The sequence below is a fragment of the Mycobacterium sp. NGS26 genome (genome assembly GCF_059813025.1).
In genome coordinates, this window is the sequence record NZ_JCALDU010000007.1 from 306,055 (window position 1) to 326,544 (window position 20,490).

Genomic DNA, 20,490 nt, shown 5'->3' on the forward strand with positions numbered 1-20,490 from the left:
GTTGGCACGATGGCGTGATGAGCACCCGCGACCCGCTGGGCCGGTTCAGCGCGATCACCCGCGAGTGGTTCGCCAGCACCTTCGCCGCCCCGACCGCCGCGCAGGCCGACGCCTGGGATGCCATCGCCGACGGCGACAACACCCTGGTGATCGCCCCGACCGGGTCCGGTAAGACGCTGGCGGCCTTCCTGTGGGCGCTGGACAGCCTGGCCGGCTCCGCCGACCGCCCGTCGGGCACCCGGGTGCTCTACGTCTCGCCGCTCAAGGCGCTGGCCGTCGACGTCGAGCGCAACCTGCGCACCCCGCTGGCCGGCCTCACCCGCATCGCGCAGCGCCAGGGCCTGCCCGCCCCGGACATCAGCGTCGGGGTCCGCTCCGGTGACACGCCGCCCGCCGTTCGCCGTCAGCTCATCAACTCCCCGCCCGACGTCCTGATCACCACCCCGGAGTCGCTTTTCTTGATGCTGACCTCGGCCGCGCGCGAAACCCTGGCGGGCGTGCGGACGGTGATCGTCGACGAGATCCACGCGATCGCCGGCGGCAAGCGCGGCGCGCACCTGGCCCTGTCGCTGGAGCGCCTCGACGAGTTGCGGGACGGGCGGCCCGCCCAGCGCATCGGGTTGTCGGCGACCGTGCGCCCGCCGGAGGAACTCGCCCGGTTCCTGTCCGGACGGGCCCCGACAACCATCGTGGCCCCGCCGTCGGCCAAGACCGTCGAGCTCACCGTGCAGGTGCCGGTGCCCGACATGGCCAACCTGGCGAACAACACCATCTGGCCCGACGTCGAGGCGCGGCTGGTCGACCTGATCGAGGCGCACGGCTCGACCATCGTGTTCGCCAATTCGCGGCGGCTGGCCGAGCGACTCACCGCGCGGCTCAACGAGATTCACGCCGAGCGCTGTGGTGTCGACCTGCCGGCCGAGGCCAATCCGCGGGTGCCCGGCGGGGCGCCGGCCCACTTGCTGGGCAGCGGCCAGACCTATGGCGCCGACGCCGTGCTGGCCCGCGCCCACCACGGCTCGGTCAGCAAGGAACAACGCGCCGTGGTCGAAGAAGCCCTCAAACGGGGGCAGCTCAAGGCGGTGGTCGCCACGTCGAGCCTGGAGCTGGGCATCGACATGGGCGCCGTCGACCTGGTGATCCAGGTGGAGGCGCCGCCATCGGTGGCCAGCGGGCTGCAGCGCATCGGGCGGGCCGGACATCAGGTCGGCGAGGTCTCGCGCGGGGTGCTATTCCCCAAGCATCGCACCGACCTGATCGGCTGCGCGGTGACCGTGCAGCGGATGCTCGCCGGGCAGATCGAGAGCATGCGGGTGCCCGCCAACCCGCTCGACATACTGGCTCAGCACACCGTGGCGGCGGCAGCGCTGGAGCCGATGAACGCCGACCGGTGGTTCGACACCGTGCGGCGGGCCGCGCCGTTCGCGACCCTGCCGCGCAGCGTGTTCGAGGCCACCCTGGACCTGTTGAGCGGCAAGTACCCGTCCACCGAATTCGCCGAGCTGCGGCCCCGGCTGGTCTACGACCGCGACGCCGGCACGCTGACCGCGCGGCCCGGCGCGCAGCGGCTGGCCGTCACCTCCGGCGGCGCCATCCCCGACCGCGGACTGTTCACGGTCTACCTCGCCAGCGAGGCCGAAAAGCCTTCGCGGGTTGGCGAACTCGACGAGGAGATGGTCTACGAGTCGCGGCCCGGCGATGTCATCTCGCTGGGGGCCACCAGCTGGCGGATCACCGAGATCACCCACGACCGGGTGCTGGTGATCCCCGCGCCGGGCCAGCCGGCCCGGCTGCCGTTCTGGCGCGGCGACGACGTCGGCCGGCCCGCCGAGCTGGGGGCCGCGCTCGGCGCGTTCACCGGCGAGCTGGCCGGCCTGGATCGCGAAGCATTCGAAAGGCGTTGTGCCGGTTTGGGTTTCGATGCCTACGCGACCGAGAACCTGTGGAAGCTGCTGGCCGACCAGAAGGCCGCCACCAACGCGGTCCCCACCGACACCACGCTGCTGGTGGAGCGGTTCCGCGACGAGCTGGGCGACTGGCGGGTGATCCTGCACTCGCCGTACGGGCTGCGGGTGAACGGGCCGCTCGCGCTGGCGGTGGGGCGGCGCCTGTACGAGCGCTACGGCATCGACGAGAAACCGACCGCCTCCGACGACGGCATCGTGGTGCGCCTGCCCGACACCCTGTCCGACACCGCCGAACGCCCGCCGGGCGCCGAGCTTTTCGTCTTCGACGCCGACGAGATCGACCCGCTCGTCACGTCCGAGGTGGGCGGGTCGGCGTTGTTCGCGTCGCGGTTCCGCGAATGCGCGGCGCGCGCCCTGCTGCTGCCCCGCCGCCACCCGGGCCGCCGCTCGCCGCTGTGGCATCAGCGCCAGCGCGCGGCGCAGCTGCTCGACGTCGCCCGCAAATACCCCGACTTCCCGGTCGTGCTGGAGACCATCCGGGAATGCCTGCAGGACGTCTACGACGTCCCGGCGCTGGTCGAGCTGATGGCCGGCATCGCCGACCGCCGCGTGCGGGTGCTCGAGACCGAGACCGCCACGCCCTCCCCGTTCGCGGCGTCGCTGCTGTTCGGTTACGTCGGCGCGTTCATGTACGAGGGTGACTCCCCGCTGGCCGAGCGCCGCGCCGCCGCGCTGTCGCTGGACAGCACGCTGCTGGCCGAGCTGCTCGGCCGCGTCGAGCTGCGCGAGCTGCTCGATCCGGAGGTGATCGCGGCGACCGGCCGCCAATTGCAGCACCTGGCCCCCGACCGGGCGGCCCGCGACGCCGAGGGGGTCGCGGACCTGCTGCGGCTGCTCGGGCCGCTGACCGAGGACGAGGTCGCCGCGCGCACCTACGTCGCCGACGTGGGCGGCTGGCTGGAAGGGTTGCGCGCGGCCCGGCGCGCGCTGACCGTGTCGTTCGCCGGCCGCAGCTGGTGGGTGGCGGTCGAGGACATCGGCCGGCTGCGCGACGGGGTCGGGGCCGCGGTCCCGCCCGGCGTCCCGGACGCGTTCACCGAGCAGGTGGCCGACCCGCTGGGCGAGCTGCTGGGCCGCTACGCGCGCACCCACACCCCGTTCACCACCGCCGAGGCCGCCGCCCGGTTCGGGCTGGGGCTGCGGGTGACCGCCGACGTGCTGGGCCGGCTGGCCGACGACGGGCGGCTGGTGCGCGGCGACTTCGTCGCCGCCGGGGTGTCCGGCCCGGGGGCCGAGCAGTGGTGCGACACAGAGGTCCTGCGCATCCTGCGGCGGCGCTCGCTGGCGGCGCTGCGCGCCCAGGTCGAGCCGGTCAGCACCGCGGCCTACGGGCGATTCCTGCCGGCGTGGCACCGGGTGGGCGGCCCGGATTCGGCGGGGCACGCCGGCCTGGACGGGCTGATGTCGGTCGTCGAGCAACTGGCCGGCGTGCGGCTGCCGGCCTCGGCGATCGAGCCGCTGGTGCTCGCCCCGCGGGTGCGTGACTACTCCCCCGCGATGCTCGACGAGCTGCTCGCCACCGGCGAGGTCACCTGGTCGGGTGCGGGTGCGATCTCGGGCAGCGACGGCTGGATCGCGCTGCACGTGAGCGACTCGGCGCCCCTGACCCTGGCCGGCCCCGCCGAGATCGACCTCACCGACGCCCACCGCGCGATCCTGGACACGCTGGCCGGCGGCGGCGGGTACTTCTTCCGGCAGCTGGCGCGGGACGGGGTCGGCGAGGCGGCGCTCAAAGCCGCGCTGTGGGAACTGATCTGGGCGGGCCGGGTCACCGGCGACACGTTCGCCCCGGTGCGCGCCGTGCTCGGCGGCGCGGGCGCCCGCAGGCGGTCGGCGCCCGCGCACCGGGCGCACCGGCCGCCGCGGCTGAGCCGCTACAGCGTGGCGCACGCCCAGCAGCGCAGCACCGACCCCACCGTGGCCGGCCGGTGGTCGGCGCTGCCGGCTCCCGAGCCGGATTCCACGGTGCGGGCCCACTACCAGGCCGAGCTGCTGCTGAACCGGCACGGCGTGCTGACCCGCGGCGCGGTGACCGCCGAGGGCGTTCCGGGCGGGTTCGCCACCCTCTACAAGGTGCTGAGCACGTTCGAGGAGGCCGGCAGGTGCCAGCGCGGCTATTTCGTCGAGTCGCTGGGCGGCGCCCAGTTCGCCGTCGCGTCGACCGTGGACCGGCTGCGCGGCTACCTCGACGGGGTCGACCCGGAACGGCCCGAATACCGGGCGGTCGTGCTGGCCGCCGCCGACCCCGCGAACCCCTACGGCGCCGCGCTGCCCTGGCCTGCCTCGAGCGAGGAGCGGCCCGCGGCGCGGCCGGGCCGCAAGGCCGGGGCGCTGGTGGTGCTGGTGGACGGCGAGCTGGTTTGGTTCCTCGAGCGCGGCGGGCGCTCGCTGCTGACCTTCACCGACGATCCCGCCGCCGACCACGCGGCGGCCGCGGCGCTGGCCGATCTGGTCGCCGCCCGGCGGGTCGCGTCGATCCTGGTCGAGCGCATCGACGGGGTGCCGGTTCTGCAGTTGCAGGATTCGCCGGTGCACGCGGCGCTGACCGCCGCCGGGTTCGCTCGGACCCCGCGCGGGTTGCGGCTGCGCTAATGCCCGAGGGCGACACCGTCTTTCGCACGGCGGCCACGCTGCGGCAGCATCTGGCCGGGCGGACGCTGACCCGCTGCGACATCCGGGTGCCGAAGTACGCCACGGTAGACCTCGCCGGGCAGGTGGTGGACGAGGTGATCAGCCGGGGCAAGCATTTGTTCATCCGCGTGGGGCGGGCCAGCATTCACTCGCACCTGAAGATGGACGGCAGCTGGCGGGTCGCCGACCGCCCGATGCGGGTCGACCACCGCACCCGGATCGTCCTGGAGGCCGGGGCGGTGCGGGCCGTCGGCGTCGACCTCGGCGTGCTGGAGGTCCTCGAGCGCGACCGCGACGGCGACGCGGTCGCGCACCTGGGACCCGATCTGCTGGGCCAGGATTGGGACCCGCGGGTCGCCGCCGCCAACCTGACGGCGCGCCCGGAGAGGCCGATCGCCGAGGCCCTGCTGGATCAGCGGGTGCTGGCCGGGATCGGCAACGTGTATTGCAACGAATTGTGTTTCGTCAGCGGGCATCTGCCCACCGCACCGGTGAGCGCCGTCGCCGATCCGCTTCGGCTGGTTTCTCGTGCCCGGGACATGTTGTGGGCCAACCGATTTCGCTGGAACCGCTGCACCACCGGAGACACCCGGGCGGGCCGGAAGCTGTGGGTCTACGGGCGGGCCGGTCAGCGCTGCCGTCGCTGCGGCACGCCGATCGAATCCGACGACACCGGTGAGCGAGTGGCGTACTGGTGCCCCGCCTGCCAGCGCTGAGCCCGGTCAGCCCCTGGCGTGCGCCAGGAAGAACTGTGCGATCGCCTCGGACGCGTCCAGCGCCCGCGTGGTTGACCCGATGACCGGCTTGGGCAGGTATTGCTTGCCGCCCGGCCAGGTGTGCCCGCCGTTGTCGATCTGATAGAAGACCACCTCGGTGGACTCCAGGCATGCCGTGGAGTCGAATCGGTGAACGACGGTGCCGTCACCGACATTTGGTAACGCCTCCACCGTCGGATCACCCTGGCACCCGTCGACCGTGCGCCACTTGTTCACCATGGCGCCGGCCGAGATGGAGTGGCTGACGCCGCCGCGGCCGCGCACGGCGCCGCCGTTGAAACGCACCAGCGGATCGGCGGTTCCGTGCGCCTCCCACACCGAGACCGGCCGCGACGGGTTGCAGGTGACGCCGGTGCCCAGGGTGCCCGCCACCGGCGCGATCGCGGCGAACACGTCGGCGCGGTCGCAGGCCAGCCGGTTGGACATGAAGCCGCCGTTGGACATGCCGGTGGCGAACACGTGCCCGGCGGCGATGCGGTAGTCGTTCTGCAGCTTGCCGGCCAACCCCACCAGGAACCCGACGTCGTCGATGTGGCGTCGGTCCGCCGGCGACGCCCCCCGCCCGTCGGCCCAGCTCTTGTCGTAGCCGTCGGGATAGGCCACGAGCAGGTTGTGGGCGTCGGCGACGGTGTCGAAGTCGGTGAGGCTCTGCTGGCCGATCCCCGTCCCGCCGCCGCCGTGCAGGCTGAGCACCAGTCCGACGGGATCGCCGGGCGGCACGTGCAGCGTGTAGGTGCGGTCCATTCCGCCGGAGCGGAACGTCCCGGCCAGGTCTCGCGGGCTGGCCGCCGACACGTGCCGCTCGCCGCATCCCACCAGGCACGCCGCGAGGACGCCGACCGACAGCAACCGCGCCCATGGCATGGGGGTCAAATTACCGATCGGACCGCGCTCGGCCCGCGCCACCCTATGACCTTCGTCACTGCACCGCCCGCGCTCGGGTTGCGCGCCGCCGCTTGGATCATCGTGATTTGATTTCGCGTCGGCGCCCGACGGGATCGGCTCCCCGTTGGCCTCGCCGCGCGCCGCGGCCGCGCGCCGTGGCGGAAAGCCCCGCTGCGAGCGCGCGATACGGGATCGTGCCCCTTTGGTGCCCTTCCTGTGTCGCGCACTTAACCGGCGGATGAACAACGCATTACAAGTAATCGTTAACTGGGCGCCGCGGTTGTCAACCGTCGCGGTGCCCAGCAGACTGATCCCGTAAATGCTGAATATGTCGAGGTTGAGGGCGAATTTGACGTCGGCAGTTCACAACTTCAGGGGAGTATCGGAAATGGTCAACCGCGTTCTACTGGCTGCGGCAATCGCTTTGCTTGGCCCGCTGGCGGCGGTGGCGACGGCTCATGCCGACACCAGTGACGACAAGTTCATTTCGATACTGAAGTCCGAGGGCATCACGGACCACGTATCGTCCGCACACGCCGTCGAGGCCGGCCACACAGTCTGCTCGAAACTCGACGGCGGCGCCACGCCGGCCGACGTCGCCAACGACGTGCTCAACAGCAGCAACATGCCCGCCTACCACTCCGGCTACTTCGTCGGCGCGGCCATCAAGGTGTACTGCCCGCAGTACATGCCGGAGGAGACTCCCGCGGACAACCCGCCCAAGTCCTGACCTCGCGAATCTAGGCCGATCTAGGCCGATCTAGGCCGCCGCGGGCTGAAATGTCCTGTCGGCCTTGGTGATACAGCCCTTATCCGCGCGGAACGCCGTTGACGGCATGGAACCGTGCGGCGCGTCGCCGGATGCGGTGGGTGCGTCCGCGGGTGCGACGCGGCTGCCCGACGAGGTGTATCGGCTCGGCGTAGAACATCATCTTGGCCAGTTCCACCAGGACCAGGTAGCTGACGATGAACAGGCCCAGCACGCCGAAGAACTGCCATGGCAGCGGGGTGAAGCCCAGGGTGCGCGCCAGCGGCGAGATCGTCAGGACGGCGCCGGCGGCGACCACGGTGATGGTGGTGATCGCCAGTAACGCGCTGGGCTGGCTGCGCAGGAACGGAACCCTGCGCGTTCGGATGGCGAAGATGATCAACGTCTGCGTCGCAAGCGATTCCACGAACCAGCCGGTGCGGAACTCGATGGCGCCGGCGTGCAGCACGCCCAGCATCAGCCCGAAGGTCAGGAAGTCGAACAGCGAGCTGATCGGGCCGAAGGTCAGCATGAACCGCCGGATGAACGCCACGTTCCAGTGCGACGGCGCGTGCAGCTGCTCCTCGTCGACCCGGTCGGTCGGTATCGCCAGCTGGGAGGAGTCGTAGAGCAGGTTGTTCAACAGGATCTGGCTGGGCAGCATCGGCAAGAACGGCAACAGCGCCGACGCCGCGGCGGCGCTGAACATGTTGCCGAAGTTGCTCGACGTGCCCATGAGCACGTATTTGATGGTGTTGGCGAAGATTCGCCGGCCCTCCGCCACACCGGTGGCCAGCACGCCCAGGTCCTTTTCCAGCAGCACCACGTCGGCGGCGTCCTTGGCGACGTCGGTGGCGCTGTCGACCGAGATCCCCACGTCGGCGGCGTGCAGCGCCAGCGCGTCGTTGACACCGTCGCCCAGAAACCCGATCGCCCTGCCCGTGCGCCGCAGCGAGACGATCAGCCGTTCCTTCTGCTCGGGGGAAATGCGGGCGAAGATGGTGTGATTCTGTGCGGCGGCGGCGAACTCGTCGTCGTCGAGCGCCTCGAGCTGTGCGCCGGTGATGGTTCCCCTGGACGCCAAACCGAGGTCGGCACAGACCTTTTCGGCGACCCGCGGATTGTCGCCGGTGGCGACCTTGGGCTCGATGCCGAGCTCGGCCAGTTGCGACAGGGATTGGCGCGCCGCGGGTTTGGGTTCGTCGGCGAAAACCAGGAACCCGGCCAGCACCAGATCGCTTTCGTCGGCGGCGGTGATCCCCGTCAGCTCCGTCAGCTCGGCCGCCGGCTTGGTGGCGACGGCCACCACGCGGCGCCCGGCGGCGAACAGGCCCGCGAGGGTGTCCTGCGCGACCGCCGCCGTCGCCCGGCATTGGGCCAGCACTTGTTCGGGCGCGCCCTTGACCGCCAACAGGCGTTTGCCGGCGTCGTCGACCAAAACCGACGTCGCCCTTCGCTCGTGGTCGAAGGGCAGCATCGCGACCCGGCGCACACCGCCGCCCACCAGTTGCTGTGCCCGCGGGGACTCCCAGAGCGCGGCGTCGAGCGGGTTGGCGCTGACGCCACCCTGGGTGGAATCCACGTCGGTGGCCAGCAGCCCGAGGCGCCGCACCGAATCGCTGTGCGCGCCGGCCGCATCGATCGTGTCGACCAGGCGGAGCCGGCCCTCCGTCAGGGTGCCGGTCTTGTCGGTGATCAAGACATCGATGTCCCCGAGGTCCTCGATGCACACCAAGCGCTTGACGAGCACCTTGGCCTTGGCCAGCTGCCGCGACCCGGTCGCGAGGCTGGTGCTGACCACCGCGGGCAGCAGTTGCGGGGTGATGCCGACCGCGATCGCCAGCGAGAACAGCACGGAATCGATGACCGGCTTTCGCAACAGCAGGTTGCTGATCAAGATGATCAGCATCAGTGCGATCGCCACCTGCAGCAGCAGATAGGAGAACCGCCGCAGCCCGACCTGGAAGCCCGTTTCGGGTTGTCGCTCGTCCAAACCCGCTGCGATGCGCCCGAATTCGGAATTCTTCCCGGTCGCGAAAACCACGCCGGTGCCCTCGCCGGCGCTGACGATGGTGCCCATGAAGGCCAGGTCGGTCGATTCGGCCAGCTCGGCGCCGGCCGGCACCGGTTGTGCCGATTTCGCGGAGTCGGCCGATTCCCCGGTCAGGATGCTTTCATTGCATTCCAGGTCGGTGACATCGATCAGCCGGACATCGGCCGGCACGGCCTGGCCCAACGACAGCCGGATCACATCACCGGGCACCAGCTCGGTGACACCGATCGTGACGAACTTCCCGTCGCGGCGCGCCACCGCCTTGTGCTGCATCCCCGCGTGCAGCTCCGCGGCGGCCCGCTCGGCGCGGTACTCGTTGACGAAGCCCAGGCCGATGCTGGCCGCCAGGATCACGAAGATGATGGTCGCCTGCATGCTGTCGCCGAGAAAGAACGAGGCGACGGCGGTGCCGGCGAGCAGGACGAGCACCGCGTTGCGCAACTGGCGACCCAGCACCGCGAGCGCGTTGACGTGATGGGTCCGAACCGCGTTCGGGCCGTAGCGCGCCAGCCGGGCGGACGCCTCCGCGCCGGACAACCCGGCGGGCGAGCTGTCCAGCCAGCGCAGGACCTCGTTGACCGGGGCCGCGGCGACCCGATCGGCAAGTTCGCGCCCGTTCGCGCTCAATAGGTGGATATCTCATCCTCGGGCGGTAGCTCACCGCTGTCCATGAAGACGACGCGACGGCCGATCTCCACGGCATGGTCGGCGAAGCGCTCGTAGAAGCGGCCGAGCAACGCCGTCTCGACGCCAACGGGGATGCTGTGCTTCCATTCCCGGTCTATCAGCACGTGAAACAAGTGCCGGTACAGCCGGTCCATCGCGTCGTCTTGCTCGTGAAGCTGAGCGGCCTGCCGAGGGTCGCGCGACACCAGCACCTGTTTTGCGCTGTCCGCCATGGCGATTGCCACGTCGGCCATGTCGGCGAAGCACCCGCGGACCTCCTCAGGCGGGATGCGCTTCGGGTACTCGCGCCGGGCGATCTTGGCCACGTGGACGGCCAGCGCGCCCATCCGCTCCGCGTCGGCGGTGATCTGTATGGCGCTGACGATCTCCCGCAGCTCGCGGGCCACCGGTTGCTGCAACGCCAGCAGCGCGAACGCCTCCTTTTCGGCCTGGGCGCGCATCGTCACGATCCGGTCATGGTCGCCGATCACCCGCTCGGCGGCCGCGATGTCGGCCTCCAACAGGGCCCGGGTCGCGCCCCGCATCGCCGCGCCGGCCAGGCCGCACATCTCCCCCAGCTGCGCCATCAGGCCGGCCAGCTGCTGGTGATAGGCGGTTCGCATGGGTCGCGCCTTGTCAGGCCGAATCGGCGTCCAGGTCCGCGGCGGCGCTGTAGACGCCCAGCAGATCGCGGGCGGAGACGATGCCGGCCAGCGCGCCGTCGCGCTGCACCAGGACGTGGCGGATGTAGCGGTCCATCATCCGGGTGGCCACCTGGTCCACCGTGGCGTCGGCGTCACACCAGACCAGCTTGGTGCTGGCCACCTCGGCGGCCGGCACGGCGGCCGGGTTCTTGCCGGCGGCCACCACCCGGACGACGTCGCGCTCGCTCACCAGCGCGGTGGGGCGCTGATCGTCACCGACGACGACCGCGCCGACGTCGACGTCCGCCATGGCCATGGCCACGTCGGCAACCGTGGCGTCGGCGGCGACGCGCGCCACCGGGTCGCCGGTGATGGTCGCGATCGGTAGGGATCCGGGGGAAGCGAAGCTGGTCACGCCACCATGCTCGCCGGGATGCGGCGGCCGGGTCTAGTGACCTCAGTCCCTCATTCGAGTGGCGGAGGTAACCCGTTCGGCTGCCCAGCCCGCGCGGCGGCTGGCGAAGTCGCGCCGGATGCCGCTGACCGGGTCGTCGAACTCGATGCGCTGCGCCAGCAATTGCAGCGGCGCGCTGAAGTCGTCCGCCGGCACGTCAATGATGTTGGGGTACAACGGATCACCGGCGATCGGTATCCCCAGCGAGGCCATGTGCACCCGCAGCTGGTGGGTGCGTCCCGTGCGCGGCGTCAACCGGTACAGGCCGTCCGGCGTCAACAGCTCCACCAGCGTCTCGGCGTTGGGCACGCCGGGCTCGCTGACCGCCTGCAGCCGTCCGCGGCGTTTGACGATGCGGCTGGTGACCACGCGCGGGAGCGCCAGGGCCGGGTCGACCGCCGCCCGTGCGAGGTAGGTCTTGCGCACCTCGCCCCGGGCGAACAGCGTCTGGTAGGCGCCGCGCAGCTCGCGCCGGGCGGTGAACAGCAGCACCCCCGCCGTCAGCCGGTCCAGCCGGTGGGCCGGGCTCAGCTCCGCAAACCCCAGTTCGCGGCGCAGCCGCACCAGCGCGGTCTGCGCGACGTGCCGGCCCCGCGGCATGGTGGCCAGGAAGTGCGGCTTGTCGACGACCACGATGTCGTCGTCGCGATACAGCACCGGCATGTCGAAGGGAACCGGAACCTCTTGCGGCAGTTCACGATACAGGTATACGAACGAGCCCGCCGGCAGCACCGTCGTCTCGTCGACCGGAGCGCCGCCGGCGTCGACGACCTCGCGGGCCTGCTCCCCGAACCGGGCGGACAGCTCGGCCAGCACCGGTCCGCCGCACAGCCGCACCCTTGCGGGTCCCAGGCCGTCGCGGACCGGCAGCGGCGCGGCCCTCGCGGTTCTCGCGGTTCTCAATTGAGCGGCACCGGCTCGAGGATCTCGGCGCGGGCCTCGGGCGCGCTGGCGCGCAGCTCGTCGGCCGACACGTCGTCGGGCTGCCCCTGCGACAGGACCTCGGCCTCCACCCGCGCGGTGTAGTTGGCGACCTCGCGGTCGACGTCCGCGGCGCTCCACCCGAGCACCGGCGCGACCAGCTCGGCCACCTCCCTGGCGCAGTCGACGCCGCGGTGCGAGTACTCGATGGAGACGCGCATCCGGCGGGCCAGGATGTCCTCCAGGTGCAGGGCGCCCTCGGCGGCGGCCGCGTAAACGGCCTCCACCCGCAGGTAGCCCGGCGCCTCCTTGATCGGGCTGAGCAGCCCGGGGGTTTCGGCCGCCAGCTCCAGCACGTCGCCGATCAGCGAGCCGTAGCGGTCCAGCAAATGTCGTACCCGGTAGGGGTGCAGGCCCTGCAGCGCGCCGACGTGTTCGGCCTGATTGATCAGCGCGAAATAGCCGTCGGCGCCCAGCAGGCTCACCTTCTCGGTGATCGATGGCGCGACGCGGGCCGGAACGTATTGGGCCGCAGCGTCGATCGCGTCGGCCGCCATCACCCGGTAGGTCGTGTACTTGCCACCGGCGATGGCCACCAGACCCGCGGCGGGCACCGCCACCGCATGCTCCCGCGACAGCTTGGAAGTTTCGTCGCTCTCCCCGGCGAGCAGCGGGCGCAGCCCCGCGTACACCCCGTCGATGTCGGCGTGCGTCAACGGCGTGGCCAGCACGCCGTTGACGGTCCCCAGGATGTAGTCGATGTCGGCCTTGGTGGCCGCGGGGTGGGCCAGGTCGAGATTCCAGTCGGTGTCGGTGGTTCCGATGATCCAGTGGTTGCCCCACGGTATGACGAACATCACCGACTTCTCGGTCCGCAGGATCATCGCGACGTCGCTGACGATGCGGTCCCGCGGCACCACCACGTGCACGCCCTTGGACGCGCGCACCTGGAATCGCCCGCGCTGCTTGGACAGCGCTTGGATCTCGTCGGTCCACACACCGGTCGCGTTGACCACGACGTGGCCGCGGACCTCGGTGATCGAGCCGTCCTCGGAGTCGCGGACGCGCACGCCGATCACCCGGTCGCCGTCGCGCAACAGCCCGACCACCTGGGTGGAGGACCGCACCACCGCGCCGTAATGCGCGGCGGTGCGCGCGACCGTCATGGTGTGCCGGGCGTCGTCGACGACGGTGTCGTAGTAGCGAATCCCGCCGATCAGCGAGCTGCGTTTCAGGCCCGGGCACAGTCGCAGCGCGCCGGCGCGGGTCAAATGCTTTTGCGGCGGAACCGATTTCGCGCCGCCGAGCCGGTCGTAGAGGAAGATGCCCGCCGCGACGTAGGGCCGCTCCCAGATCCGCTTGGTGAGCGGGAACAGGAACGGCAGCGGCTTGACCAGGTGCGGCGCCAGCGTGGTCAGCGACAGCTCGCGTTCGTAGAGCGCCTCGCGCACCAGCCCGAACTCCAGCTGCTCGAGGTAGCGCAGCCCGCCGTGGAACATCTTCGACGAGCGGCTCGACGTGCCCGACGCCAGGTCGCGCGCCTCGACCAGCGCGACCTTGAGCCCACGCGTGGCGGCGTCCAGCGCGCACCCGGAGCCCACCACGCCCCCGCCGATGACGACGACGTCGAACTGCTCGGTGCCGAGCCGCTCCCAGGCCGCCTCGCGCTGCTGGGGTCCGAGCACCGAGGCCGGCCAGGTCTGCTCGGTGGGCGCATGGATCGGGTCGCTCACGGCGCAAGGCTCCTGTCGGTTACTCGTCAGTAGGACGGTGCAACACCCAAGGCTAACCGGTTCAGTCCAGATCGTCGTGCGCCATCAGCCGCCGCGCCGCCTCGGTGATCGACCCGGACAGCGACGGGTAGACGGCGAGCGTCTGGGCCAGCTCGTTGACCGTGATGCGGTTGGTTACGGCCACGGCGATCGGCAGGATCAGCTCGGACGCGATCGGCGCCACCACCACGCCGCCGATGACCACGCCGGTGGAGCGCCGGCAGAAGAGCTTGACGAAGCCGTGGCGCATCTCCGACATCTTGGCCCGCGCGTTGGTGCGCAGCGGCAGCATGATGGTCCGGGCGGTCACCGAGCCGTCGTCGATCATCGATTGCGGCACCCCGACCGCGGCGATCTCGGGGCTGGTGAACACCGTCGCCGCGACGGTGCGCAGCCGGATCGGGCTCACCCCCTCGCCCAGCGCGTGGTACATCGCGATCCGGCCCTGCATCGCGGCGACCGACGCCAGCGGCAGCAGACCCGTGCAGTCGCCGGCGGCGTAGATGCCGGGCACCGACGTGCGCGAAACGCGGTCCACGGTCAGGTAATTGCCGGGGCCCAGCTCGATGCCGACCCGCTCCAGGCCCAGCCCGCCGGTGTTGGGGGTCGAGCCGATGGTCATCAGGGCGTGGCTGCCCTCCACGGTGCGTCCGTCGGCCATCGTCACCAGCACGCCGGCGTCGGTGCGGGTGACCGACTGCGCGCGGGCGTTCTTGAACAGCCGGACGCCGCGTTCGGCGAACGACTCCTCCAAAACGGCTGCGGCGTCGGCGTCCTCGTACGGCAGCACCCGGTCGCGGCTGGCCACCACCGTGACCGGCACGCCCAATTCGGTGTAGGCGTCCACGAACTCGGCGCCGGTGACGCCCGAGCCCACCACGATCAGGTGGGTCGGCAACGCCTGCAGGTCGTAGAGCTGGCGCCAGGTCAGGATGCGCTCGCCGTCCGGGACGGCCGACGGCAGGATCCGCGGGCTGGCGCCGGTGGCGATGAGCACGACGTCGGCGTCGTGCTCGGTGGTAACGGGGCCGTCGGGCCCCGGATCGGAATGGGTGGCCCGGATCCGGTGCCGGGCCAGGCCGGGCGTGGAGTCGACGAGCTCCCCCCGCCCGGCGACCACGTGGACTCCCATGCTGAGCAGCTGGGCGGTGACGTCGGCCGACTGGGCCGCCGCCAGCTTCTTGACCCGGGCGTGGATCTGCGGCAACGAGATCCTGGCCTCGTCGAAGTCGATGCCGAAACCCAGCTGCGGCGCCCGGCGCAGTTCGCTGCGCAGCCCGCACGACGCGATGAACGTCTTGGACGGCACGCAGTCGTCCAGCACGGCCGCCCCGCCGATGCCGTCGGAATCGACGACGGTGACCTGGGCCGTTTCCGGGTGTGAGGTGGCGGCGACCAGCGCGGCTTCGTAACCGGCCGGGCCTCCGCCGAGGATCACGATGCGGGTCACCACAGGCCTTAACCTAGCCCGCCGCCGGTCGCCATGCCGTCTAAGCTTGCCCCCGTGCCGCTCTACGCCGCCTACGGGTCGAACATGCATCCCGAGCAGATGCTGCAGCGCGCACCCCACTCCCCGATGGCGGGAACCGGCTGGCTGCCGGGATGGCGGTTGACGTTCGGCGGCGAGGACATCGGCTGGGAGGGCGCGCTGGCCACCATCGTCGAGGACCCGAATTCCAAGGTGTTCGTGGTGCTCTACGACATGACGCCGGCGGACGAGAAGAACCTCGACCGCTGGGAGGGCTCGGAGTTCGGCGTGCACAAGAAGATCCGCTGCCGGGTGGAGCGCCTGTCGTCGGACACCACCACCGATCCCGTGCTGGCGTGGCTGTACGTGCTGGACGCCTGGGAGGGCGGCCTGCCGTCGGCGCGATACCTGGGCGTGATGGCCGATGCCGCCGAAATCGCTGGCGCGCCAGCCGATTACGTGCACGACCTGCGGACCCGCCCGGCCCGCAACATCGGCCCCGGCACGTCGACTTAGCCTCTCTTGTCGCGAGCGTGCGTGTTTGTACACGACACACCGCGTCTGGGTGGCATTCTGCGCACGCTCACGCGGCGCGTTGCAGGCGTCGCTCGATCCGCGCGACGAGTTCGACGGGCCATTGTCTGACGTCCTCGGCGACGATGGGTACTACCACCCAACTCAGGTCTTGCAAGGCCGCCGACCTTTTGCGGTCCCGTCGAAACGCATCGGGCCCGCTGTGCCAGTCAACCCCGTCGTACTCGGCAGCCACCCGAAACTCGGGCCAGGCGAAGTCGAGCCGCCACGTGTCTCCGTTATGGTCGACGAGCTCGTACTGCAGCACTGGAGGCGGTAGGCCTCCGTCGTGCATGACCAACCTGGCCTCGCTTTCCATCGGCGACTCGGCCAGCGGGTTGGCCAACTCGAGCAATTCCCGTGCCACCACGACGCCGCGCCGCCCTGCATGCCGCTTGAGCACGCGCCGCAGTTCGCCGCGGTCGCACGTACCGCTGCGCAGCGCGGCGTCCAACGTCGCCAGTGCCCGCGGCCGGCGCAGTCCACGCGCCACCTCGATGGCCGTCCAGGCGGGCGTGGTGGCCGGCCGCCCGTTGACGATGGTCAGCGGCGCGCCCTCGCGGCGGTGTACCACCAGGCCGCGGGTCGGTCGCAACTGTCGCCCGACGGGATTGAGCACGTGCAGGTGTCTATCCAGTTCGGTGTCGAAGCCGTGTGCCGCCGCCGCGGTGCTGAGGCATGTTGCGACCGTCGTCCCGGTCAACAAGTCCAGGCCCCGCAGTCGCAACGCGTCCGTGATCTCGCCGCGGCCGTAGACGCCATACCAAACCTGCTGCAGCACACCACATTTCAAATCGAATTCCAGGCCGCGGCGGGTGAGGTGGGTCAACGCCTGAGCGGAGGTCACCACGCCGCCCTGGGCAGCGAGCAATCGGTCGAGCTCCACGTTCACGCCGGGTATCGTCGGCGCACCGCGGCGTCCCCACAATTCACCTAGGCCGAGCGTGCACAGAATGCCAGCAGGAAGCGGCGCGTCGCGTACAAACACGCACGCTCGCGCGTCTAAGGGGGGCTAGAAGAGCGCCGCCTGCTCGATGATGTTGACCAGCACCCGCAGGCCGATCGCGAGGGACCGCTCGTCGAGGTCGAACGTCGGCTGGTGCAGGTCCAGCTGCGGGCCCTCGCCCGACCACACGCCCAGTCGGGCCATCGCGCCGGGCACCTCCTCCAGGTACCAGGAGAAGTCCTCGCCGCCGCCGGACTGCCGGGTGTCGGCCAGCACGTCGGGGCCGACGGCCTCGATCGCGTGCATGAGGATGCGCGTCGAGACGTCCTCGTTGACCACGGGCGGCACCCCGCGCCGGTATTGCAGCGTGTGTTCGATCGCCAGCGGCGACAGCAGCGCGGCCACGGCCTCGCGGATGAACGCCTCCATGCCCATCCAGGTCTGCCTGCTGGCGGTGCGCACGGTGCCGGCCACCACGCCGGATTGCGGAATGGCGTTGGCGGCCACGCCGGCGTTGACCGCGCCCCACACCAGCACGGTGCCGTTGCGCGGGTCGATGCGGCGCGACAGCACCCCGGGCAGCCCGGTGATCAGCGTGCCCAGGCCGTAGACCAGGTCGGCGGTCAGGTGTGGCCGCGACGTGTGCCCGCCGGGCGAGTACAGCGTGATCTCGATCTGGTCGGCGGCCGACGTGATGGGGCCCTGCCTGACGGCGACCTTGCCGACCTCGAGCCGCGGATCGCAGTGCAGCGCGAAGATCCGCGACACCCCGGTCAGCGCGCCGGCGGCGATCGCGTCGATCGCGCCGCCGGGCATCAGCTCCTCGGCCGCCTGGAAGATCAGCCGCACCCCGACCGGCAGCTCGGGCACCGACGCCAGCGCCAGCGCGGTGCCCAGCAGGATCGCGGTGTGCGCGTCGTGCCCGCAGGCGTGTGCGACGTTGGGCATCGTCGAGGTGTACGGCGCGCCCGTGCGCTCGGCCATGGGCAGCGCGTCCATGTCGGCCCGCAGCGCGATTCTCGGCTCGTGTTCGGGGCCGAAGTCACAGGTCAGCCCGGTGCCGCCGGGCAGCACCTTCGGGTTCAGGCCTGCGTCGGCCAACCGCTCGGCGACGAACTGCGTGGTGGCGTACTCCTGGCGGCCCAGCTCCGGGTAGCGGTGAATGTGCCGGCGCCACTCGACCAGGTCCTGGTGGTGGGCGGCCAGCCACGACTCGGCGGTGTCGACCAGGCTCATGCGCCGGCCCCGTGTCTGCGCTGCCGCGCGGTCAGCACCCGGTCGCGTTCGCCCGGATTCTCGGCGAGGTGGACGACCGTGCGCGCCAGCATGATCGCGCCCTCGACGACGGCGCGGTCGGCGCTGGGGCCGGCGGCCGCGTCGGCGAACGCGCGCTGGTGCACCGTGGCGCCGCCGGCGTCGACGCCGATCACCGGGTGGATGCCGGGCAGCAGCTGCGTCACGTTGCCCATGTCGGTGCTGCCCATCGGCAGCCGGTCCTCGACCTCGGGCCCCACCGGGTCACGCCCCAGCCGGCGCATCTCGTCGCGGAAGACGCCGGCCAGCCAGCGGTCCGGCTTGAGCTCGGCGTAGGGCGGTGACGGCTGGTTGATTTCGTACTCGCAGCCGGCGGCCAACGCGCCCGCGGCGAAGCACGCAAACATCCTGCCCTCCAGCGCTCGCAGCGAATCCGACTCGGCCGCCCGCATCGCATACTTCAACGTCGCGTGGCCGGGGATGACGTTGACGGCCTGCCCTCCGTCGGTGACGATCCCGTGCATCATCTGCCCCGGCGCCAGTTGCTGCCGCAGCAGCCCGACGGCCACCTGCGCGACGGTCACGGCGTCGGCGGCGTTGATCCCCAGATGCGGCGCGACGGCGGCGTGCGATTCCTTGCCACGGTACTCGACGACCGCCTCCGACAGCGCCAGCGAGCGGGCCGCGGCGATGTCGGCCGGGCCCGGATGCACCATGACCGCCACCGCGACGTCGTCGAACACCCCGGCCTTCAGCATCAGCTCCTTGCCGCCGCCGGCCTCCTCGGCGGGCGTGCCCAGCAGCGCCACCGTCAGGCCCAGCTCGTCGGCCACCTCGGCCAGCGCCAGCGCCGTCCCGACCGCCGAGGCCGCGATGATGTTGTGCCCGCAGGCGTGCCCGATTTCGGGCAGCGCGTCGTACTCGGCGCAGATCCCGACGACCAGCGGTCCGCTGCCGAAGTCGGCGCGAAAGGCCGTGTCCAGCCCGCCCGCGCGCGGGGTGATCTCGAAGCCCCGCTCGGCCACCAGCGCCTGCGCCTTGGCGCAGCTGCGATGCTCGGCGAACGCCAGCTCGGGCTCGGCGTGGATGGCATGCGACAGCTCGACGAGGTCGGATCCGCGGCGCCGCACCGCGTCCTCGACGCTGGCTAACGGTGCTGCGGGCATTCTCGCAGTATCTCACCCGGGCGCACCGGCCCGAGGTCCCGACGCCTACACCAGCCCGGCGATGAATCCCGCCGCCTGTCCGGGGTAGGGCGGCGCCTCGTAGTCGTGGTGCGCGTCGCGGTCGCGGCCGCCGACGACGCAGACCGGATCGCCGGGGCTGCACAGGTCGATGGCCCGCCCCGCGAACGCGCCCGTCGACGACAGGGGCGTGTTGAAGCGGTTGCCGGGGTTGCCGAACACCGCGACGGCCCGCACCTTGCCGGCCAGCCCGGGGTCCAGCGCGGGCGCCGACCCGAAGTTGCCGATGCGCTGCCCGACGGGCGGCACCCCCGCCAGCATCGACACAGCGGCCGCGCCCTGCGAGAAGCCGCCGAGCACCAGCCGCGTCGACGGGCACTGGGCGGCCATCTGCGCGATGTGATCCCGCGCGTCGTTGGCGGCGTCGGCGGTGGTCAGGAAGTTATAGCTGGCCGGATAGTTCACCGGGTAGGCCTCGACGGTGCGCGAGCCGAGGGCGGGCTGCAGCGCGGCGAACAGCGCATCGCCCACGGCGCCCAGGCCGGGCGGCTCGGCGGTGCCGCGGGCGAAGATCAGCTGGACATCGGGACACCCGTCGGCGCGCGCCGCCGGCGAGCCAAACGCGAACACCGACACCGCGACGACGAGAACCAGGCCGACGATCGGCCAGTTACGAAAACCCATGCGGCAGATCCTGACATATGCCGCCGACAACCGTCGCGGCGCTAAGGTCGATGGCTGTGGCCGAATCCCCGCCCGCTCCCGACGAACTCGCGCAACTGGCGGCACGCGCGATCGGCGAGCGCACCGGGTTCGGCGAGCACGACGTCGCCGTCGTCCTCGGGTCCGGTTGGGCGCCGGCCGTCGCCGCGCTGGGCTCCCCGACCGTCACGCTGGCCCAGGCCGAGCTGCCCGGGTTCGCGCCGCCGCGCGCGGTCGGTCACACCGGCGAGCTCATGTCGGTGCCCGTCGGCGGGCACCGGGTGCTGGTGCTGGCCGGCCGGGTGCACGCCTACGAGGGGCACGACCTGGCCCACGTCGTGCACGCGGTGCGGGCCGCGTGCGCGGCCGGGGCGCGCGTCGTCGTGCTCACCAACGCGGCCGGCGGACTGCGCCCGGACATGCGCGTCGGGCAGCCGGTGCTGATCAGCGACCACCTGAACCTGACCGCGCGTTCGCCGCTGGTGGGCGCGCAATTCGTGGACCTGACCGACGCCTACGCCCCGCGGCTGCGCAAGCTCGCCCGCGAGGCGGACCCGGAGCTGACCGAGGGCGTCTACGCGGGCCTGCCCGGGCCGCATTACGAGACGCCGGCGGAGATCCGGATGCTGCGCACCCTGGGCGCCGACCTGGTGGGCATGTCGACGGTGCACGAAACCATCGCGGCCCGCGCGGCCGGCGCCGAGGTGCTCGGCATATCCCTGGTGACGAACCTGGCCGCCGGCATCAGCGGCGCCCCGCTGCAACACGCCGAGGTGGTCGCCGCCGGGGCCGCGTCGGCCGGACGGCTGGGCGCGCTGCTGGCCGGCGTCATCGCCCGGCTCTAGC

General features: G+C 71.6%; 16 protein-coding genes. 5 read left to right on the plus strand and 11 right to left on the minus strand.

What is annotated here, in order from left to right:
- Positions 1 to 17: 17 nt before the first annotated feature.
- Complete coding sequence (locus tag AC5Y6X_RS22620) at positions 18 to 4,559, plus strand: ATP-dependent helicase (protein WP_499989360.1); 4,542 nt, start codon at positions 18 to 20, stop codon at positions 4,557 to 4,559.
- Positions 4,559 to 5,314 carry an endonuclease VIII Nei2 gene (gene nei2 / locus AC5Y6X_RS22625; protein ID WP_499989361.1) on the plus strand — a complete coding sequence of 252 codons (756 nt, stop codon included), beginning with the start codon at positions 4,559 to 4,561 and terminating at the stop codon, positions 5,312 to 5,314. Before AC5Y6X_RS22620 ends, nei2 begins: the two co-directional genes overlap by 1 nt.
- Positions 5,315 to 5,320: 6 nt before the next feature.
- Here the strand turns inward: nei2 and AC5Y6X_RS22630 are convergent, their stop codons facing one another.
- A complete protein-coding gene (locus AC5Y6X_RS22630; RefSeq protein ID WP_499989363.1) occupies positions 5,321 to 6,238 on the minus strand; it encodes an extracellular catalytic domain type 1 short-chain-length polyhydroxyalkanoate depolymerase in 918 nt (305 codons plus the stop codon).
- A gap of 409 nt (positions 6,239 to 6,647) precedes the next feature.
- On the opposite strand from AC5Y6X_RS22630, the gene AC5Y6X_RS22635 reads away from it, so the two are divergent.
- Positions 6,648 to 6,989 (plus strand): DUF732 domain-containing protein, encoded by a 342-nt coding sequence (locus AC5Y6X_RS22635; protein ID WP_324678562.1) that lies wholly within the window; start codon positions 6,648 to 6,650, stop codon positions 6,987 to 6,989.
- A gap of 79 nt (positions 6,990 to 7,068) precedes the next feature.
- On the opposite strand, the gene mgtA is transcribed toward AC5Y6X_RS22635, so the two are convergent.
- The 6 genes from mgtA to AC5Y6X_RS22665 all read right to left on the minus strand — a co-directional run bounded on the left by mgtA (position 7,069) and on the right by AC5Y6X_RS22665 (position 14,970).
- A complete protein-coding gene (mgtA, locus tag AC5Y6X_RS22640; RefSeq protein WP_499989364.1) occupies positions 7,069 to 9,687 on the minus strand; it encodes a magnesium-translocating P-type ATPase in 2,619 nt (872 codons plus the stop codon).
- Complete coding sequence (gene phoU / locus AC5Y6X_RS22645; RefSeq protein WP_499989365.1) at positions 9,684 to 10,349, minus strand: phosphate signaling complex protein PhoU; 666 nt, start codon at positions 10,347 to 10,349, stop codon at positions 9,684 to 9,686. The genes mgtA and phoU overlap by 4 nt, the downstream gene beginning before the upstream one ends.
- Before the next feature lie 13 nt (positions 10,350 to 10,362).
- Positions 10,363 to 10,785, minus strand: a complete 423-nt coding sequence (locus AC5Y6X_RS22650; protein WP_499989367.1) for a CBS domain-containing protein — start codon at positions 10,783 to 10,785, stop codon at positions 10,363 to 10,365.
- 42 nt (positions 10,786 to 10,827) lie between these two features.
- Positions 10,828 to 11,694, minus strand: a complete 867-nt coding sequence (locus AC5Y6X_RS22655; protein ID WP_499989425.1) for a pseudouridine synthase — start codon at positions 11,692 to 11,694, stop codon at positions 10,828 to 10,830.
- Positions 11,695 to 11,723: 29 nt separating this feature from the next.
- Complete coding sequence (locus AC5Y6X_RS22660) at positions 11,724 to 13,478, minus strand: glycerol-3-phosphate dehydrogenase/oxidase (protein WP_324678569.1); 1,755 nt, start codon at positions 13,476 to 13,478, stop codon at positions 11,724 to 11,726.
- Between the two features lie 61 nt (positions 13,479 to 13,539).
- Positions 13,540 to 14,970, minus strand: coding sequence for an NAD(P)H-quinone dehydrogenase (locus AC5Y6X_RS22665; RefSeq protein ID WP_499989369.1), 1,431 nt, complete (start codon positions 14,968 to 14,970; stop codon positions 13,540 to 13,542).
- Positions 14,971 to 15,021: 51 nt separating this feature from the next.
- Between AC5Y6X_RS22665 and AC5Y6X_RS22670 the strand changes: the two genes are divergently transcribed.
- The gene (locus tag AC5Y6X_RS22670) at positions 15,022 to 15,501 is read left to right on the plus strand and encodes a gamma-glutamylcyclotransferase family protein (protein ID WP_499989371.1); all 480 of its coding nucleotides are present in this window, start codon (positions 15,022 to 15,024) and stop codon (positions 15,499 to 15,501) included.
- A 67-nt stretch (positions 15,502 to 15,568) separates the two neighbouring features.
- On the opposite strand, the gene AC5Y6X_RS22675 is transcribed toward AC5Y6X_RS22670, so the two are convergent.
- The 4 genes from AC5Y6X_RS22675 to AC5Y6X_RS22690 form a co-directional block, all read right to left on the minus strand.
- Complete coding sequence (locus AC5Y6X_RS22675) at positions 15,569 to 16,450, minus strand: type IV toxin-antitoxin system AbiEi family antitoxin (protein WP_499989373.1); 882 nt, start codon at positions 16,448 to 16,450, stop codon at positions 15,569 to 15,571.
- A gap of 120 nt (positions 16,451 to 16,570) precedes the next feature.
- Entirely contained in the window at positions 16,571 to 17,740 is a 1,170-nt protein-coding gene (locus AC5Y6X_RS22680) for a M20 family metallopeptidase (protein ID WP_499989376.1), read from the minus strand.
- Positions 17,737 to 18,924, minus strand: coding sequence for a M20 family metallopeptidase (locus AC5Y6X_RS22685; RefSeq protein WP_499989380.1), 1,188 nt, complete (start codon positions 18,922 to 18,924; stop codon positions 17,737 to 17,739). Before AC5Y6X_RS22685 ends, AC5Y6X_RS22680 begins: the two co-directional genes overlap by 4 nt.
- A gap of 45 nt (positions 18,925 to 18,969) precedes the next feature.
- A complete protein-coding gene (locus AC5Y6X_RS22690; protein WP_499989382.1) occupies positions 18,970 to 19,626 on the minus strand; it encodes a cutinase family protein in 657 nt (218 codons plus the stop codon).
- A gap of 56 nt (positions 19,627 to 19,682) precedes the next feature.
- Between AC5Y6X_RS22690 and AC5Y6X_RS22695 the strand changes: the two genes are divergently transcribed.
- Entirely contained in the window at positions 19,683 to 20,489 is an 807-nt protein-coding gene (locus AC5Y6X_RS22695) for a purine-nucleoside phosphorylase (RefSeq protein WP_499989384.1), read from the plus strand.
- Position 20,490 lies beyond the last annotated feature (1 nt).

Coding starts and splice junctions, on each gene's coding strand:
- nei2 (WP_499989361.1), top strand. CDS start 4,559: ATGCCCGAGGGCGACACCGTCTTTCGCACGGCGGCCACGCTGCGGCAG.
- AC5Y6X_RS22685 (WP_499989380.1), bottom strand. CDS start 18,924: ATGCCCGCAGCACCGTTAGCCAGCGTCGAGGACGCGGTGCGGCGCCGC.
- AC5Y6X_RS22630 (WP_499989363.1), bottom strand. CDS start 6,238: ATGCCATGGGCGCGGTTGCTGTCGGTCGGCGTCCTCGCGGCGTGCCTG.
- phoU (WP_499989365.1), bottom strand. CDS start 10,349: ATGCGAACCGCCTATCACCAGCAGCTGGCCGGCCTGATGGCGCAGCTG.
- AC5Y6X_RS22620 (WP_499989360.1), top strand. CDS start 18: ATGAGCACCCGCGACCCGCTGGGCCGGTTCAGCGCGATCACCCGCGAG.
- AC5Y6X_RS22680 (WP_499989376.1), bottom strand. CDS start 17,740: ATGAGCCTGGTCGACACCGCCGAGTCGTGGCTGGCCGCCCACCACCAG.
- AC5Y6X_RS22690 (WP_499989382.1), bottom strand. CDS start 19,626: ATGGGTTTTCGTAACTGGCCGATCGTCGGCCTGGTTCTCGTCGTCGCG.
- AC5Y6X_RS22635 (WP_324678562.1), top strand. CDS start 6,648: ATGGTCAACCGCGTTCTACTGGCTGCGGCAATCGCTTTGCTTGGCCCG.